Origin of the sequence: Luteimonas soli, assembly GCF_042648865.1 — a bacterium.
GTDB classification, from domain to species: domain Bacteria; phylum Pseudomonadota; class Gammaproteobacteria; order Xanthomonadales; family Xanthomonadaceae; genus Luteimonas; species Luteimonas soli.
Window position 1 is genome coordinate 444,451 of record NZ_JBHRYA010000007.1, and the last position, 14,344, is coordinate 458,794.

Here is a 14,344-nt window from a genome sequence, read left to right on the forward strand (position 1 = left end):
ACGCCCGCGACCGGCACTTGATTAGCCGGCAAATCGGGGAATAATTGTCCCTCGCTTGGGCCAATGCCCATGCCTCAATCGGAGCACTCCCCCATGGCCCGAGATCTCAACGACACCCTCGTCTTCGTCAAGGTGGTGGAGCAGGGCAGCTTCATCGCCGCCGCCAAGACGCTGCGCCTGCCCAAGACCACGGTCAGCCGCAAGGTGCAGGAACTCGAAGCGCGCCTGGGCGCGCAGCTGCTGCACCGGACCACGCGCAAGCTCGGCCTCACCGAGGCGGGCAACGTCTACTACGAACACAGCCAGCGCATCGCGCGCGAACTCGATGAAGCCGAGAGCGCGGTCAGCCAGCTGCAGGGCGGCCCGCGTGGCTGGCTGCGCGTCACCGCGCCGTATTCGCTGGGCATCGAACGCATCGCGCCGCTGCTGGGCGAGTTCCACGCCCGCCACCCCGACGTGCGCGTTGAGATGATGCTGTCCAACGAGCAGGTGGACCTGATCGACAAGGAGATCGACGTCGCCCTGCGCCTGGGCAGCCTGCCCGACTCCAATCTCGTCGCGCGCAAGCTCGCGGTGCTGCGCACCCAGGTCTACGCCAGCCCGGCCTACCTCGAGCGCCATGGCGAGCCGCTGCACCCGGACGACCTGCAGCACCACCGCACGCTCGGCATGCAGAAGATGCATCGCAACAACCACTACTTCTGGCCGCTGAACGACGGCGAGAACACGGTGGAGTACCCGATCGACCCGATCATGGTCGCCAACGACCCGGCCGCCGTGCGCGGCGCGCTGCTGTGCGGCGAAGGCCTGATGCTGGCCAGCGACATCATGGTCAAGGCCTACGCCGAGAAGGGCTACATCCGCCGCGTGCTGGCCGGCTGGGCCGGGCCAGAGCTCGAACTCAACGCGCTGTTCCCGCGCGGCCAGGTGACCTCGCCGAAGATCCGCGCCTTCGTCGACTTCCTGCTCGAACGCCTGAGCCTCGACTCGGACTACATGCAGGTGCTGTGCCCGGACGCGCGCGCGCGCTGCATCGCCGCGAAGAAGGCCGCCGACACCGCGACCACGGTCAACGCCGAACTGGCACGCGCTTCCAGGCAAGGCGATACGGAAGAGCAGTCGCGCGACGACGAGGACGTCGAGCTGGTGTGAGCAAGGGCTGCTGTCGTGGGAGCGGCTTCGGCCGCTCCCGCAGGCATTGCCCGCTATCGCGCCGAATGCCCGCTCCGGTCGTGCTCACGCGTGAACAGGTCCGGCTTGATCAGGTCGACGAACGCGCGCGCCTGCGGTGACAGGTACTTGCCCTTGCGCATCACCACGCCGTAGCTGCGGCGCGGGAACCAGCGCGCCAGCGAGCGCGCGGCCAGGCGTTCGCGGTCGGCATCGGTGAGGCAGATCGCGGTGACGATGCTGATCCCCAGGCCCATCGCCACGTACTGCTTGATCACTTCCCAGCCGCCGACTTCCAGCGCCACCGTGTACGGCACGCGGTTCTGCTGGAACACCAGGTCGACCAGGCGGTAGGTGGTCAGGCGCCGCGGCGGCAGGATCAGGCCGTAGGGCGAGAGGTCGGCCAGCGCCAGTTCGCGCTTGTCCGCCAGCGGGTGGCCGGGCGGGGCGATCAGCATCGGGTCGAAGCGGTAGACCGGCGCGTAGTCGAGGTCGGCCGGCACGTCGAGCATCGAGCCCACGGCCAGGTCCACTTCGTCCGAACGCAGCAGGTCCAGGCCGCCGGCGCCGGTGACGTTGTGCAGGATCAGGCGCACGTCCGGCTGCGTGGCGCGGAAGGCTTCGACGATCTTCGGCAGCAGGTAGAGGATGGTCGAGCTGCCGGCCGCCACGTGCAGTTCGCCCGCGTCCAGGCCGCGCAGCTTCTCGCGGAAGGCGCCGCCGAGGCCGTCGATGCCCTCCACCAGCGGCCGCGCCAGTTCGTACAGCGTCTCGCCCTCGCGGGTGGGGACCAGGCGCCGGCCGCTGCGCTCGAACAGGCGCACCCCCAGTTCGCGCTCCAGCGCCTGCAGCTGCTGGGTCACCGCCGGCTGGCTGACGAAAAGTGCCTCGGCGGCGCGCGACACCGAGCCCAGCCGGGCGGTCTGGCAGAAGGCGCGCAGCGGCTTGAGCCGGTCGCCCTTGTAGGAAAAACGGGGTGCGGAAGCCCGGTTTTCAGCCATTTCCAAGCCAATTATCAGTAAAACTAATGATTAGCATTGGAAAAACTATGTTGTCAAATACAGTACGCGGACGGATGTTGGGGTTCCTTTCGATGCACAGGAACCCACCATGTCCGCAGTCCTCAGCGAATCCACCCCCGACGCCGGCATCGAGGTCATCGCCCGCGCCGAAGGCCAGGACGCGCTGCTGACGCCGCCGGCATTGGCCTTCCTCGCCGGCCTGCACGGCCGCTTCGAATCCCGCCGCCGCCGGCTGCTGGCCGCCCGCCGCGAGCGCCAGGCGTTCTTCGACCGCGGCGGCCTGCCGGACTTCCGCGCCGACACCCGCGCGATCCGTGAAGGCGGCTGGCGCGTGGCCCCGATCCCGCGCGCGCTGCTCGACCGCCGGGTCGAGATCACCGGCCCGGTCGACCCGAAGATGGTGATCAACGCGCTCAACTCGGGCGCGAACTGCTACATGGCCGACTTCGAAGATTCCACCGCACCGACTTGGGCGCGGATGGTCGAAGGCCAGCGCGCGCTGCGCGCGGCGGTGGCCGGCACGCTGGCGTTCACCGGCGACACGGGCAAGGCGTACGCGCTCAAACCCTTCGAACAACAGGCGGTGCTGATCGTGCGCCCGCGCGGCTGGCACCTGGACGAGAAGCACGTGCTGGTCGACGGCGAGCGCATGTCGGCGAGCCTGTTCGACCTCGGCCTGTTCGCCTTCCACAACTCGGACGTGCTCGCCGCGAAGGACCGCGGACCCTACTTCTACCTGCCCAAGCTGCAGTCGATGGAGGAGGCGGTGCTGTGGAACGACGTGCTCACGCACATCGAGTCCGCGCTCGGCCTCCGGCGCGGACAGATGAAGGTGACCGTGCTGGTCGAGACGTTGCCGGCGGCGTTCGAGATGGACGAGATCCTGCACGCGCTGCGCGAGCGCGTCGTCGGACTGAACTGCGGCCGCTGGGACTACATTTTTTCCTACATCAAGACCCTGCGCGCGCACCGCGACCGGGTGCTGCCCGAGCGCGCGCAGGTGACGATGACGCAGCCGTTCCTGAAGGCTTATTCGGAGCTGCTGATCCAGACCTGTCACCGCCGCGGCGCGCATGCGATGGGCGGCATGGCGGCGCAGATCCCGATCGCCGGCGACGCCGCCGCCAACGACGCGGCGATGGCGCGCGTGCGCGCCGACAAGCTGCGCGAGGCCGAAGCCGGGCACGACGGCACCTGGGTCGCGCATCCGGCGCTGATCGGGATAGCGCGCGAAGTGTTCGACGCGCACATGCCCGGCCCGCACCAGCACGACGTCGCGCGCGAGGACGTGCAGGTGACCGCCGCCGACCCCGGATCAGGTCCGGGGCAAGCTCTGCTCGCGCCGTCGCGCGGCACGATCACCCGCGCCGGCTTCGACGGCAACGTCGAGGTCTGCGTGCGCTACCTGGCCGCCTGGCTCGACGGCAACGGCTGCGTGCCGATCCACCACCTGATGGAAGACGCGGCCACCGCCGAGATCGCGCGTGCGCAACTGTGGCAGTGGCTGCACCGCGACGACCTGCACCTGGACGACGGTACGCCGGTGGATTTCTCCCTGCTCGAGCGCGCGCTGCTCAACCTGCCTGCGCGGCTGGGGGATCGCGGGAAGCTTCCCGGCGGCAGCCGGATCAGCGAGGCGATCGGCGTGCTGGATCGGTTGACGCATGCGGACGAGCTGCAGGAGTTCCTGACGTTGCCCGCGTACGAACGACTGCCTTGAGTCTCCACGAACGCCGTAGGTCGGGGCTACGCCCCCGACGGCCTTGCCCGCGGTCCCGCGCGTTTGCCCCGCACCGCCGTGTGTCGGGAGCGTAGCCCCGACCTGCGAATTTCCCCACCGACGTCAAACCCATCCCCTCCCAACCCTCCCCTTGAAGGGGAGGGCTTCACAGCCCCGCTTCAAAGCCCCGAGGACCGACGCCATGAAGACGCAAAGCCTGCAAACCGCCGACCAGCTCAACCTCGACTGGAGCAACAACCCGCGCTGGACCGGCATCACCCGCAACTATTGCGCGCAGGACGTGGTGCGCCTGCGCGGCACCGTGCACGTCGAGCATTCCCTGGCGCGCCTCGGCGCGGAAAAGCTGTGGAAGTCGCTGCACGCCGAGCCCTTCGTCAACGCGCTCGGCGCGCTCACCGGCAACCAGGCCATGCAGCAGGTCAAGGCCGGGCTGAAGGCGATCTACCTGTCCGGCTGGCAGGTGGCGGCCGACGCCAACCTTGCCGGGCAGATGTACCCGGACCAGTCGCTGTACCCGGCCGACTCGGTGCCGGCGGTGGTCAGGCGCATCAACAACACCCTGCTGCGTGCCGATCAGCTGCAGCATGCGGAAGGCAAGGGTGACGGCATCGACTACCTGCAGCCGATCGTCGCCGACGCCGAGGCCGGATTCGGCGGCGTGCTCAATGCCTTCGAACTGATGAAGGGCATGATCGAGGCAGGCGCGGCCGGCGTTCACTTCGAGGACCAGCTGGCCTCGGTGAAGAAGTGCGGGCACATGGGCGGCAAGGTGCTGGTGCCCACGCGCGAGGCGATCGAGAAGCTGACCGCCGCGCGCCTGGCCGCCGACGTGATGGGCGTGCCGACGCTGATCGTCGCGCGCACCGACGCCGAAGCCGCGGACCTGCTGACCAGCGACGTGGACGAAAACGACAGGCCGTTCTGCACCGGCGAGCGCACGCCGGAGGGCTTCTACAAAACCAACAAGGGCCTGGACCAGGCGATCAGCCGCGGCCTTGCCTACGCGCCGTACGCGGATTTGGTGTGGTGCGAGACCGGCAAGCCGGACCTCGAGTTCGCAAGGAAGTTCGCCGAGGCGATCCACGCGAAGTATCCGGGCAAGCTGCTGGCCTACAACTGCTCGCCAAGCTTCAACTGGAAGGCGAACCTGGACGACGCCACGATCGCGAAGTTCCAGAAGGAGATCGCGGCCTACGGCTACAAGTTCCAGTTCATCACCCTGGCCGGCTTCCACGCGCTCAACTATTCGATGTTCAACCTCGCCCACGGCTACGCGCGGCGGCAGATGAGCGCGTTCGTCGAATTGCAGGAGGCCGAGTTCGCCGCCGCCGACAAGGGCTTCACCGCGGTCAAGCACCAGCGCGAGGTCGGCACCGGTTACTTCGACACGGTCACCCAGGCGATCCAGGGCGCGCAGTCGTCGACGGTGGCGCTGAAGGGCTCGACCGAGGAAGCGCAGTTCGAGACCAGAGCCGCCTGAGGCCAGCCGCAACGTTACGTAGGATGGGTGGAGCGAAGCGATACCCATCGCTCGACATCCGCCCCGTCCATGCGCACAGGATGTCCGCGGACAACTGCCACCATCGCGTGGGCCGGGCCGGGCCGGGCGATGGGTGTCGCCTGCGGCTCTACCCCTCCTGCGAGTACGTCGCGTCAGGCTGCCTCGCCCTGCGACGCGCGATCCATGCCGCGGTAGCCCAGCGCCTCGGTCAGGTGCGCGGTGGCGATGCGTTCGCTGCCGGCGAGGTCGGCGATGGTGCGTGCGACGCGCAGGATGCGGTGCATGGCGCGCGCGGACAGCTGCAGGGCGTCGATGGCGCGTTCGAGCAGCTGCTGGTCGGCTTCGGACAGGCGGCAGGCGGCCATGGTTTCGGCCTGGCCGAGGCGGGCGTTGGGCTGGCCGGCGCGCTGCAGCTGGCGCTCGCGCGCGGCCTCGACGCGAAGGCGGATGTCGGCGCTGCATTCGCCTTCCGGCGCATCCGGGCGCAGCTGGGCCGGCGGCAGGCGCGGCACGTCGACGTGCAGGTCGATGCGGTCCAGCAGCGGGCCGGAAATGCGGCCTCGGTAGCGGTTGATCACGTCGGGACTGCAGCGGCAGCGGCCGGAGGCGTCGCCGGCCCAGCCGCAGGGGCAGGGGTTCATCGCCGCGACCAGCTGGAAGCGCGCCGGGAATTCGCTCTGCCGCGCCGCGCGCGAGATCGTCACCACGCCCGACTCCAGCGGCTCGCGCAGCACCTCCAGCGCGCGGCGATCCCACTCCGGTAGTTCGTCGAGGAACAGCACGCCGTTGTGCGCCAGCGAGATCTCGCCCGGGCGCGGTTCGCCGCCGCCGCCGACCAGGGCCACGGCGCTGGCGGTGTGGTGCGGCGAGCGGTACGGGCGTTCGCGCCAGCGCGCGGGATCCAGGCCGCGGCCGCTGACCGAGGCGATCGCCGCGGTCTCCAGCGCTTCGGCCTCGTCGGCTTCGGGCAGCAGGCCAGGCAGGCGCGAGGCCAGCAGGGTCTTGCCGCAGCCGGGCGGGCCGACGAGCAGCAGGTGGTGCCCGCCCGCGGCCGCGATCTCCAGCGCGCGCCGCGCCCGCAGCTGGCCGCGCACGTCGCGCATGTCCGGGCCGTCGGCTGCTGCAACCTGCGGCGCGACCGCGGCCGGCAGTTCGCGCGAGCCGCCGAGCATCGCACAGACCTCCAGCAGGGTGCGCGCGGTGCGCACGTCGAGATCCTTCGCGAGCGCCGCCTCGGCGCCGTTGCCCACCGGCACCATCAACCGGCGCCCGGCGCGCGCGGCGGCCAGCGCCGCCGGCAGCACGCCGTCGACCGCGCGCAGTTCGCCGGTGAGCGCCAGTTCGCCCAGGAATTCCCACTGCGCCAGCGCCGGCACCGGCACCTGCCCGCTGGCGGCGAGGATGCCCAGCGCGATCGGCAGGTCGAAGCGGCCGCCGTCCTTGGGCAGGTCGGCGGGGGCGAGGTTGATGGTGATCGCGCGCTGCGGGAACTCGAACTGCGCGCAGCGGATCGCGGCGCGCACGCGGTCGCGCGACTCGCGCACCGCGGCCTCCGGCAGGCCGACCATGTTCATCCGCGGCAGGCCGCCGGCGAGGTAGACCTCGATCCGCACCTCCGGGGCGTGGACTCCTGCGCGCGCACGTCCGTGCACGAGCGCAAGCGACATGGCGGCCGGCTCAGTGCTGTTGCGGTGCGGCCGGCGTGGCCGCCAGCTGCGCCTCGAGCTGCTCCACCAGCTGCTCCAGCGCGTCCAGCTTCTCACGCGTGCGCAGCAGCACGGCGCGCTGCACGTCGAACTCCTCGCGCGTGACCAGGTCCAGCCGCGCCAGGCCCGATTGCAACACGGCCTTGAAGTTCTGCTGCATCTCTTCGCGACCCTCGCGCATGGCCGGCGGGACCAGGCCGCTCAGGCGGCGGGCGAGGTCGTCGATGTGGTTGAGGTCGATCATGGGGATGGCTCCTGGGGTGTGCATGCAGCTTGTCGCACCGGCTGTGTCGGCGCCATCAGGCGAATGCGCGGCGTGGCGTAGGAAAAGTCTGACATGGCCGCCACGACGGCGTCGTTGCGGGCGGCAGGGTGTTCGGCGGGCTGCATGCCCGCGCTATGCTTGCCGCATCCGCAGCCGGGGACGCGATCGATGAAAATGGTGATGGCGATCATCAAGCCGTTCAAGCTCGACGACGTGCGCGAGGCGCTGGCCGATGCCGGCGTCGCCGGCATCACCGTCACCGAGGTCAAGGGCTTCGGCCGCCAGAAGGGCCACACCGAGCTGTACCGCGGCGCCGAGTACGTGGTCGACTTCCTGCCCAAGATCAAGCTCGAGGTCGCGGTCACCGACGACCAGGCGGACGCCGTGGTCGAGGCGGTGATGAAGGCCGCCGGCACCGGCAAGATCGGCGACGGCAAGGTCTTCATCTGGGACCTGGACCGGGTGGTTCGGATCCGCACCGGGGAGCTGGACGGCGACGCGCTGTAGGCCGGCGCCCGGCCGGTCAGGCCTTGCCGCGGTACATGCGCTTCCAGACGTTGCGGATCGTGCGCACCCAGCGCGGCTCGGCCAGCGCGGCGGCGTCGGCGCGCGACGGCGCGGTGCCGGTCAGCCGCGACTGCAACTTCACCACGTTGGCCAGGTCGCTGCGCCGCAGCTGCCGGCCGAGCGGGCTGCGCGCCAGCCAGGCGGGCATCAGCAGCGCCGAGGCGAAGTCGACCACCATCGGCACGCCGCCGCTGACCAGGATGTTGGAGCGGTGCAGGTCGTTGTGGGCGATGCCGGCGGCGTGCAGCGTGGCGACGGCGGACTTCAGGCGCCGGAAGACTTCGTCCGACACCATCGCCACGTCGTGGCCGAGCACCTTGCCGTCGATGAACTCCATGCCCAGCACCAGTCCGCCGACCGTGCCGAGCAGCGCGGGCGCGTAGCCCCAGCCGGACAGGCGATCGAGGACGCGCGCCTCGTGCCGCACCAGCAGGCGCGCCAGCGGCGCCAGCGGCGTCCACCGATAGCGGCGGTAGTCCTTGAAGACGGCCTGGCGGGCGCCGACCCGGGCGACATAGACGTCCGGTTCGAGCAGCCGGGTGCCGTGCTTGAGCATGCGCAGGCTCGCGTCGGGCGCGGGCGGCGCAACGGTTTGGAGGCTGGTATTCATTGTGTCGGAGTGCAGCGCCGTCATCTGGGGGAGGGCGCGCTGCACGTTGCTCACTGGGGGAGGGAGCGTGCGGCCATGCTGTACCGCACGGTTCAGTAAATATAACGCAATTCCGACATGTTTCCGACACATTGGCGTGCCATCGCGGACACGCAGTGTTCAGTTCTCCGCAACGCTGGCGGCTGGAGGCGAGTCCGGCGGGCGTTCTGCGGGAATCGGGATGGACACGATTGCGCGGGTGCCGGCGGCGGCGTGGCCGTGCGTCGGATACGCGTCGTCGCCGGCCGGCCCGGGCGGGCCGCTCGGCGGGTTCGGCGGCCGTGGACGGCGCAGGCGCTGCAGTCCGGGCGGGTGCACGCGGGATTCGCGCGCGCCATTTGCCCGGGCTACGGCTGCGCTATTTCTCCAGCGCGGCCGCCACGAACGGCGGCAGCGTCAGCGCCGCATGATGGGTGTCGGCGCTGTAGTAGAGCGTCTCGAACTTCTTGGCGCGCGCGTCGACCTTGCGGAAGTGGAAGTCGCCCGACTTCTTCGCCAGCGTGCAGCTCCACCAGCCGGTCGGGTAGCACGGCTGCGGGAAGGGCAGCGTCTTGAACGCGGTGAAGCCGGCCTTGCCCATTTCGCCGCGCATCTCCCTGATCAGGTCCAGCAGCACCAGCGGCGACTCCGACTGCTGCACCAGGATGCCGTCGTCCTTGAGCGCACGGAAGCAGCTTTCGTAGAAGGCCTTGTTGAACAGGCCCTCGGCCGGGCCGACCGGGTCGGTGGAGTCGACGATCACGATGTCGACGCTGCCCGGCGCGCAGTTGGCCATGTACGCGATGCCGTCGTCGAACAGCAGCTGCGCGCGCGGGTCGTCGTTGGACTCGCACAGCTCGGGGAAATACTTTTCCGCCATCCGCGTGACCTGTTCGTCGATGTCGCACTGCACCGCGTTCTCGACGCCCGGGTGGCGCAGAACCTCGCGCAGGGTGCCGCAGTCGCCGCCGCCGATGATCACCACCCGCTTCGGGTCGGCGTGGGTGAACAGCGCCGGGTGCGACATCATCTCGTGGTAGAGGAAGTTGTCGCGCGCGGTGAGCATCATCGCGCCGTCGATCAGCATCAGGTTGCCCCAGTCGGTCGACTCGTAGATCTCGATCTTCTGGAACGGCGACTGCACCTCGTCGAGCTTGCGGGTCACGCGGTAACCGATCGCCGAGCCCGCGGGTTCGAAGTTCTCGTACATCCAGGTCGGTTCGGTCATGGCGGCTGCTCGGTCGGCGATGCGGGGCCGGCGATTGTAGCGAAGGCCGGTGACGGGGCCCGTGCCCGCGGACGCTAGAATGCGCGTCCCCACCCGATTCCGGACTGCTGCCATGACCGCGTGGTCGCCCGACCAGGCCCGCAAGACCTATTCGATCCCGCACTGGGCCGCCGGCTACTTCGACGTCGACGGCGCCGGACGCGTCGTCGTGCGCCCGCGCGGGAAGGGTGGCCCGGCGATCGCGCTGCCGGAGGCGGTCGACAAGGCGCTGGCGCAGGGTGCGAGCCTGCCGCTGCTGGTGCGCTTCCCCGACGTGCTTGGCGACCGGCTGCGCACGCTGCAGGACGCATTCGCGCAGGCGCAGGCCGACTGGGAGTACGCCGGTGGCTACACCGCGGTGTACCCGATCAAGGTCAACCAGCATCGCGGCGTCGCCGGCACGCTGGCCGCGCACGCGGGCGAGGGCTTCGGCCTGGAGGCCGGCAGCAAGCCCGAGCTGATGGCGGTGCTGGCGCTGTCGCGCCCGGGCGGCCTGGTGATCTGCAACGGCTACAAGGACCGCGAGTACATCCGCCTGGCGCTGATCGGCCGCAAGCTGGGCATGAACGTGTTCATCGTGGTCGAGAAGCCGTCCGAGCTGCGGCTGGTGATGGAGGAAGCCCAGGCGCTTGGCGTGGATCCGGTGCTCGGCGTGCGCATGCGGCTGGCTTCGCTGGGCGCGGGCAAGTGGCAGAACTCCGGCGGCGACAAGGCCAAGTTCGGGCTCAGCCCGCGCCAGCTGCTGGACCTGTGGAAGTCGCTGCGCGACGCCGGCATGGGCGGCGCGCTGAAGCTGCTGCACTTCCACATGGGCTCGCAGATCTCCAACGTGCGTGACATTGCGCGCGGCATGCGCGAGGCGACGCGCTATTTCGTCGAACTGTCGCAGCTGGGCGCGGTGATCGACTATGTCGACGTCGGCGGCGGCCTGGGCATCGACTACGAAGGCACGCGCTCGCGCAGCTACAACTCGGTCAACTACGGCGTCGCGCAGTACGCCTCGAGCATCGTCCAGCCGCTGGCCGACGCCTGTGCGGACAACGCGCTGCCGCAGCCGCGCATCGTCACCGAGTGCGGCCGCGCGATGACCGCGCACCACGCGGTGCTGGTGGCCAACGTGTCCGAGGTCGAGGCCGCGCCGGAAGGCCGCGTTCCCGACGAGCACGACGACGAACCGGCCGTGATCCGCAACCTGCGGGCGATCCACGCCGAGCTGGATGAGCGGCCAGCGGTGGAGCTGTTCCACGAAGCACAGCATTTCCATGCCGAGGGCCTGTCGCTCTACGCGCTGGGCCAGCTCGACCTGGTCCATCGCGCGCGCATCGACGACCTGTTCTACGCCATCGCCCACGCGGTCAAGGCACGCCTGACCTACGGCGAGAAGAGTCACCGGCCGCTGCTGGACGAACTCAACGAGCGGCTGGTGGACAAGTACTTCGTCAACTTCAGCGTGTTCGAATCGATGCCCGACGTGTGGGCGATCGACCAGGTGTTCCCGATCGTGCCGATCGAGCGCCTCGACGAAGAGCCCACGCGACGCGGCATCATCGCCGACCTGACCTGCGACTCCGACGGCAAGATCGACACCTACGTCGAGAACGAGGACCTGGACACCTCGCTGCCGCTGCACGAACTGCGCCACGGCGAGAGCTACCGCATCGGCTTCTTCCTGGTGGGCGCGTACCAGGAAATCCTCGGCGACATCCACAACCTGTTCGGCGATACCGACGCGATCGAGGTCAGCCTCGACGGCGACGGCTACGCGATCGTCCAGCAGCGCCGCGGCGACACCACCGACGTGATGCTCGACTACGTCGGCTACGCGCTCGACGACCTGCGCCGCGCGTATCGCGACAAGGTCGACGCGGCGAAGCTGCCGGCCGCGGAGGCGCAGCAGATGAAGGACGCGCTGGAAGCGGGACTGACTGGTTACACCTACCTCGACGACACGCCGCAGGCATGACCATGGCGCCGATGAAGCGCTACCTGGTCCTGACCCTGCGCAAGCCGGGGTTCGATCCCGCGGCGATCGCACCGCACTACGCCTACCTGGATGCGTTGCGCGCGCGCGGCCAGCTCGAACTCGCCGGTCCGTTCACCGACCGCAGCGGCGGCGCCTACCTGCTGCTTGCCGACAATCTCGAGGATGCGCTCGCGATTGCGCACACCGATCCGGTGCATGTGAGCGGATCGTCCGAGGTGGTGGTGCGCGAGTGGACCGCGAAGTGACGTAGCGCCAGGCCCGGCTTGCCGGCGGCGAACCCGCGCGCCGCCGCTCAGGCGTCGCGGTGGATCTGCAGGCCGGCGAGCGACTGGCTGACCGGCATCACCTCGAAGCGATTGATGTTCAGGTGCGGCGGCAGGTTGGCGATCCACCACACCGATTCGGCGATATCTCCGGCGGTGATCGGATGCGTGCCGGCGTAGAGCGCGTCGGAGGCGGCCTGGTCGCCGCCGGTGCGCACCAGGGTGAATTCGGTTTCGGCCAGCCCCGGTTCGATCGAGGTCACGCGCACGCCCGTGCCGTGCAGGTCCGAGCGCAGGTTGAGCGAGAACTGGGTGACGAAGGCCTTGGTCGCGCCATAGACGTTGCCGCCCGGGTACGGGTACGAGCCGGCGATCGAACTGATGTTGAAGATCGCGCCGCGGCGTTCGATCAGGGTCGGCAGCAGCCTGTAGGTCATCGTCGCCAGCGCGGTGACGTTGGTGTCGATCATCTGCCGCCACTGCGCCAGGTCCGCGCGCTGCGCGGGCGCGGTGCCGAGCGCGAGGCCGGCGTTGTTGACCAGCACGTCGACGTCGCGGAACGGCGCCGGGATCGCGTCGAGCGCGGCCTGCATCGCGTCGGCGTCGCGGATGTCGAAGGCCGCCGGATGCACGACATCGGCGCCGAAGCGTTCGACCAGCGCCTGCAGGCGGTCGGCGCGGCGGCCGGTGGCGACGACGCGCCAGCCGTTGGCGGCGAAACGTTCGACGATGGCGGCGCCGAATCCGGCGCTCGCGCCGGTGACGAGGATGGTCTTGGTCATTGCCTGATTCTAAGTCCCGTGGCGGTTCCAAAGTGCCCCGTGAACTTTACGATCGTCATTCCCGCGAAAGCGGGACCCCGCGACTTTGATTTCGATGGCGGAAGTCACTGGGTTCCCGCTTTCGCGGGAATGACGTCATTGGGGTGCGAATGGCGATTCCGGGATGCCATCGCCGGCAGACATCACCAGACAAAGGGAATCAATCTTTTTGTCCCTCGCGCATACGCCGCGTAGCGATCCCCGAACGCCGCCGCCAGCACCCGCTCCTCGACCTGGATGCGCCACAGGAAGGCCAGGATCACCGGCAGCATCGCCGCCAGCGACAACCAGTTGCCCAGGCACAGCGCGAAGCCGAGGAAGGTCATCAGCAAGCCGGTGTACGACGGATGGCGCAGCAGCCGGTACGGGCCGCGGCGTACGAGTTCGTGGTCGGGGCGGATCGCCACGTCGACGGTGAAGTGCCGCGCCAGCACGCGGATCGACCACCAGCGCAGCGGCATGCCGGCCAGTATCAGTGCAATGCCCAGCCACCACAGCGGCGCCTGCAGGTGGCGCGGGAAGCGGGCCACGTCGAGTCCGTCGAAACCCGCCGCGAGCGCGACGCTGGCGCCGATCACCACCACCAGCACGCGCAGGGTGCCGGCGTCGCGCTTGCGTGCGGCGTCGCCCGAGCGGCGATGCCAGAGGATCCGGATTTCGCTGGCGATCCAGAGCAGGCACAGGGCGGGGAAGAGCTTGTCCATCGGCCGACCGATTCTGCGCGGCGGACGGTCGCCGCGCCAGCGTGGCCGGTCAGGACTTCTTCGCCGCCGGTTTCGCTGCCTTCTTCGCGGGCGTGCCCGTCCGCGTTTTCGGTGCCGTCTTCTTCGATGCCGCCTTCGCGGCCTTCTTCGCCGGTGCGGATTTCGCGGCCGGCTTCGAAGCCTTCGTGCCTGCCGGCTTGCGCTTGCGGCCGGTGGCCGCCTTGCCGCGGGTGCGCGCCTTGGCGGCGCGGGTCTTCTTCAGCATGTCCTCGGCCAGCACCACGTCCTCGGACAGGATGCCGGCGGCCTTGGCGATGGCGATGCGCGCCTCGGCCTTGTTGTCGTCGGGGCTGGCCAGCAGCAACTCGCGGATGGCTTCGCGCAGCGCGGCCTCCGCGTTGTTCTTCAGGCGCAGGTTCTCGCCCTGCCTGAACAGTCCCAACAGGACGTCGACAACGGGTTTGATCAGGGCGGCTTCGATCGGCATGGCGGCTTTCTCCAATGGCGAAGCAGTGTGCCGGAGCGGCTTCTCAACCATCGCGACCGGGTTTGACGGCGGTCGCGGTTCGACGCCCGGGTCCCGTAGGTCGGGGCTACGCCCCCGACGCCCGCGGGATCAAGAGCCGACGGGGCAAGATCAAAAGCCGTCGGGGACGTAGCCCCGACCTACGGCGGGCGATAGCCTTCGCCGAATCCCGAATCCCG

At 69.6% G+C, this 14,344-nt stretch carries 16 protein-coding genes; 6 read left to right on the forward strand and 10 right to left on the reverse strand.

From position 1 onward, the window contains the following. Window positions 1–93: 93 nt before the first annotated feature. A complete protein-coding gene (locus ACFONC_RS09415; RefSeq protein ID WP_386743466.1) occupies window positions 94–1,152 on the forward strand; it encodes a LysR family transcriptional regulator in 1,059 nt (352 codons plus the stop codon). A gap of 53 nt (window positions 1,153–1,205) precedes the next feature. Here ACFONC_RS09415 and ACFONC_RS09420 read toward each other — a convergent pair whose 3' ends face one another. Next, window positions 1,206–2,171 carry a LysR family transcriptional regulator gene (locus tag ACFONC_RS09420; protein WP_386743467.1) on the reverse strand — a complete coding sequence of 322 codons (966 nt, stop codon included), beginning with the start codon at window positions 2,169–2,171 and terminating at the stop codon, window positions 1,206–1,208. A gap of 109 nt (window positions 2,172–2,280) precedes the next feature. On the opposite strand from ACFONC_RS09420, the gene aceB reads away from it, so the two are divergent. After that, complete coding sequence (aceB, locus tag ACFONC_RS09425) at window positions 2,281–3,912, forward strand: malate synthase A (RefSeq protein WP_386743469.1); 1,632 nt, start codon at window positions 2,281–2,283, stop codon at window positions 3,910–3,912. 202 nt (window positions 3,913–4,114) lie between these two features. Then, on the forward strand, window positions 4,115–5,413 hold the full coding sequence (aceA, locus tag ACFONC_RS09430) for an isocitrate lyase (protein ID WP_386743471.1): 1,299 nt from the start codon (window positions 4,115–4,117) through the stop codon (window positions 5,411–5,413). A gap of 173 nt (window positions 5,414–5,586) precedes the next feature. Here aceA and ACFONC_RS09435 read toward each other — a convergent pair whose 3' ends face one another. From ACFONC_RS09435 to ACFONC_RS09445, 3 genes are read right to left on the reverse strand one after another with little or no spacing between them, the layout of a single operon-like run. Then, window positions 5,587–7,101, reverse strand: coding sequence for a YifB family Mg chelatase-like AAA ATPase (locus ACFONC_RS09435; protein ID WP_386743473.1), 1,515 nt, complete (start codon window positions 7,099–7,101; stop codon window positions 5,587–5,589). 10 nt (window positions 7,102–7,111) lie between these two features. Further along, window positions 7,112–7,384 carry a ubiquinone biosynthesis accessory factor UbiK gene (ubiK, locus tag ACFONC_RS09440; protein ID WP_386743475.1) on the reverse strand — a complete coding sequence of 91 codons (273 nt, stop codon included), beginning with the start codon at window positions 7,382–7,384 and terminating at the stop codon, window positions 7,112–7,114. After that, window positions 7,381–7,596, reverse strand: a complete 216-nt coding sequence (locus tag ACFONC_RS09445; protein WP_386743477.1) for a hypothetical protein — start codon at window positions 7,594–7,596, stop codon at window positions 7,381–7,383. The genes ubiK and ACFONC_RS09445 overlap by 4 nt, the downstream gene beginning before the upstream one ends. Between ACFONC_RS09445 and ACFONC_RS09450 the strand changes: the two genes are divergently transcribed. Continuing rightward, window positions 7,574–7,912 carry a P-II family nitrogen regulator gene (locus ACFONC_RS09450; RefSeq protein ID WP_386743479.1) on the forward strand — a complete coding sequence of 113 codons (339 nt, stop codon included), beginning with the start codon at window positions 7,574–7,576 and terminating at the stop codon, window positions 7,910–7,912. The two genes, ACFONC_RS09445 and ACFONC_RS09450, sit on opposite strands and share 23 nt — an antisense overlap. Before the next feature lie 16 nt (window positions 7,913–7,928). Here the strand turns inward: ACFONC_RS09450 and ACFONC_RS09455 are convergent, their stop codons facing one another. The 3 genes from ACFONC_RS09455 to speE all read right to left on the reverse strand — a co-directional run bounded on the left by ACFONC_RS09455 (window position 7,929) and on the right by speE (window position 9,828). Continuing rightward, window positions 7,929–8,582, reverse strand: a complete 654-nt coding sequence (locus ACFONC_RS09455) for a lipopolysaccharide core heptose(II) kinase RfaY (protein WP_386743481.1) — start codon at window positions 8,580–8,582, stop codon at window positions 7,929–7,931. A gap of 159 nt (window positions 8,583–8,741) precedes the next feature. Next, the gene (locus tag ACFONC_RS09460; RefSeq protein WP_386743483.1) at window positions 8,742–8,939 is read right to left on the reverse strand and encodes a hypothetical protein; all 198 of its coding nucleotides are present in this window, start codon (window positions 8,937–8,939) and stop codon (window positions 8,742–8,744) included. A 40-nt stretch (window positions 8,940–8,979) separates the two neighbouring features. After that, complete coding sequence (gene speE / locus ACFONC_RS09465; protein ID WP_386743485.1) at window positions 8,980–9,828, reverse strand: polyamine aminopropyltransferase; 849 nt, start codon at window positions 9,826–9,828, stop codon at window positions 8,980–8,982. A 112-nt stretch (window positions 9,829–9,940) separates the two neighbouring features. Here speE and speA point away from each other — a divergent pair, with 112 nt between their 5' ends. Further along, on the forward strand, window positions 9,941–11,830 hold the full coding sequence (gene speA, locus ACFONC_RS09470) for an arginine decarboxylase (protein WP_386743487.1): 1,890 nt from the start codon (window positions 9,941–9,943) through the stop codon (window positions 11,828–11,830). Continuing rightward, window positions 11,827–12,096, forward strand: a complete 270-nt coding sequence (locus ACFONC_RS09475) for a YciI family protein (RefSeq protein WP_386743489.1) — start codon at window positions 11,827–11,829, stop codon at window positions 12,094–12,096. The genes speA and ACFONC_RS09475 overlap by 4 nt, the downstream gene beginning before the upstream one ends. 47 nt (window positions 12,097–12,143) lie before the next feature. On the opposite strand, the gene ACFONC_RS09480 is transcribed toward ACFONC_RS09475, so the two are convergent. From ACFONC_RS09480 to ACFONC_RS09490, 3 genes are all read right to left on the reverse strand, one after another. Further along, a complete protein-coding gene (locus ACFONC_RS09480; RefSeq protein ID WP_386743491.1) occupies window positions 12,144–12,896 on the reverse strand; it encodes an SDR family NAD(P)-dependent oxidoreductase in 753 nt (250 codons plus the stop codon). Between the two features lie 182 nt (window positions 12,897–13,078). Beyond that, window positions 13,079–13,639, reverse strand: coding sequence for a methyltransferase family protein (locus tag ACFONC_RS09485; protein ID WP_386743493.1), 561 nt, complete (start codon window positions 13,637–13,639; stop codon window positions 13,079–13,081). A 49-nt stretch (window positions 13,640–13,688) separates the two neighbouring features. Then, window positions 13,689–14,126 (reverse strand): hypothetical protein, encoded by a 438-nt coding sequence (locus ACFONC_RS09490; RefSeq protein ID WP_386743495.1) that lies wholly within the window; start codon window positions 14,124–14,126, stop codon window positions 13,689–13,691. Window positions 14,127–14,344 lie beyond the last annotated feature (218 nt).

Bases quoted from the DNA above. Each gene is read 5' to 3' on its own strand.
- ACFONC_RS09415 (WP_386743466.1), top strand. From the start codon at position 94: ATGGCCCGAGATCTCAACGACACCCTCGTCTTCGTCAAGGTGGTGGAG.
- ACFONC_RS09420 (WP_386743467.1), bottom strand. From the start codon at position 2,171: ATGGCTGAAAACCGGGCTTCCGCACCCCGTTTTTCCTACAAGGGCGAC.
- aceB (WP_386743469.1), top strand. From the start codon at position 2,281: ATGTCCGCAGTCCTCAGCGAATCCACCCCCGACGCCGGCATCGAGGTC.
- aceA (WP_386743471.1), top strand. From the start codon at position 4,115: ATGAAGACGCAAAGCCTGCAAACCGCCGACCAGCTCAACCTCGACTGG.
- ACFONC_RS09435 (WP_386743473.1), bottom strand. From the start codon at position 7,101: ATGTCGCTTGCGCTCGTGCACGGACGTGCGCGCGCAGGAGTCCACGCC.
- ubiK (WP_386743475.1), bottom strand. From the start codon at position 7,384: ATGATCGACCTCAACCACATCGACGACCTCGCCCGCCGCCTGAGCGGC.
- ACFONC_RS09450 (WP_386743479.1), top strand. From the start codon at position 7,574: ATGAAAATGGTGATGGCGATCATCAAGCCGTTCAAGCTCGACGACGTG.
- ACFONC_RS09445 (WP_386743477.1), bottom strand. From the start codon at position 7,596: ATGATCGCCATCACCATTTTCATCGATCGCGTCCCCGGCTGCGGATGC.
- ACFONC_RS09455 (WP_386743481.1), bottom strand. From the start codon at position 8,582: ATGAATACCAGCCTCCAAACCGTTGCGCCGCCCGCGCCCGACGCGAGC.
- speE (WP_386743485.1), bottom strand. From the start codon at position 9,828: ATGACCGAACCGACCTGGATGTACGAGAACTTCGAACCCGCGGGCTCG.
- speA (WP_386743487.1), top strand. From the start codon at position 9,941: ATGACCGCGTGGTCGCCCGACCAGGCCCGCAAGACCTATTCGATCCCG.
- ACFONC_RS09475 (WP_386743489.1), top strand. From the start codon at position 11,827: ATGACCATGGCGCCGATGAAGCGCTACCTGGTCCTGACCCTGCGCAAG.
- ACFONC_RS09480 (WP_386743491.1), bottom strand. From the start codon at position 12,896: ATGACCAAGACCATCCTCGTCACCGGCGCGAGCGCCGGATTCGGCGCC.
- ACFONC_RS09485 (WP_386743493.1), bottom strand. From the start codon at position 13,639: ATGGACAAGCTCTTCCCCGCCCTGTGCCTGCTCTGGATCGCCAGCGAA.
- ACFONC_RS09490 (WP_386743495.1), bottom strand. From the start codon at position 14,126: ATGCCGATCGAAGCCGCCCTGATCAAACCCGTTGTCGACGTCCTGTTG.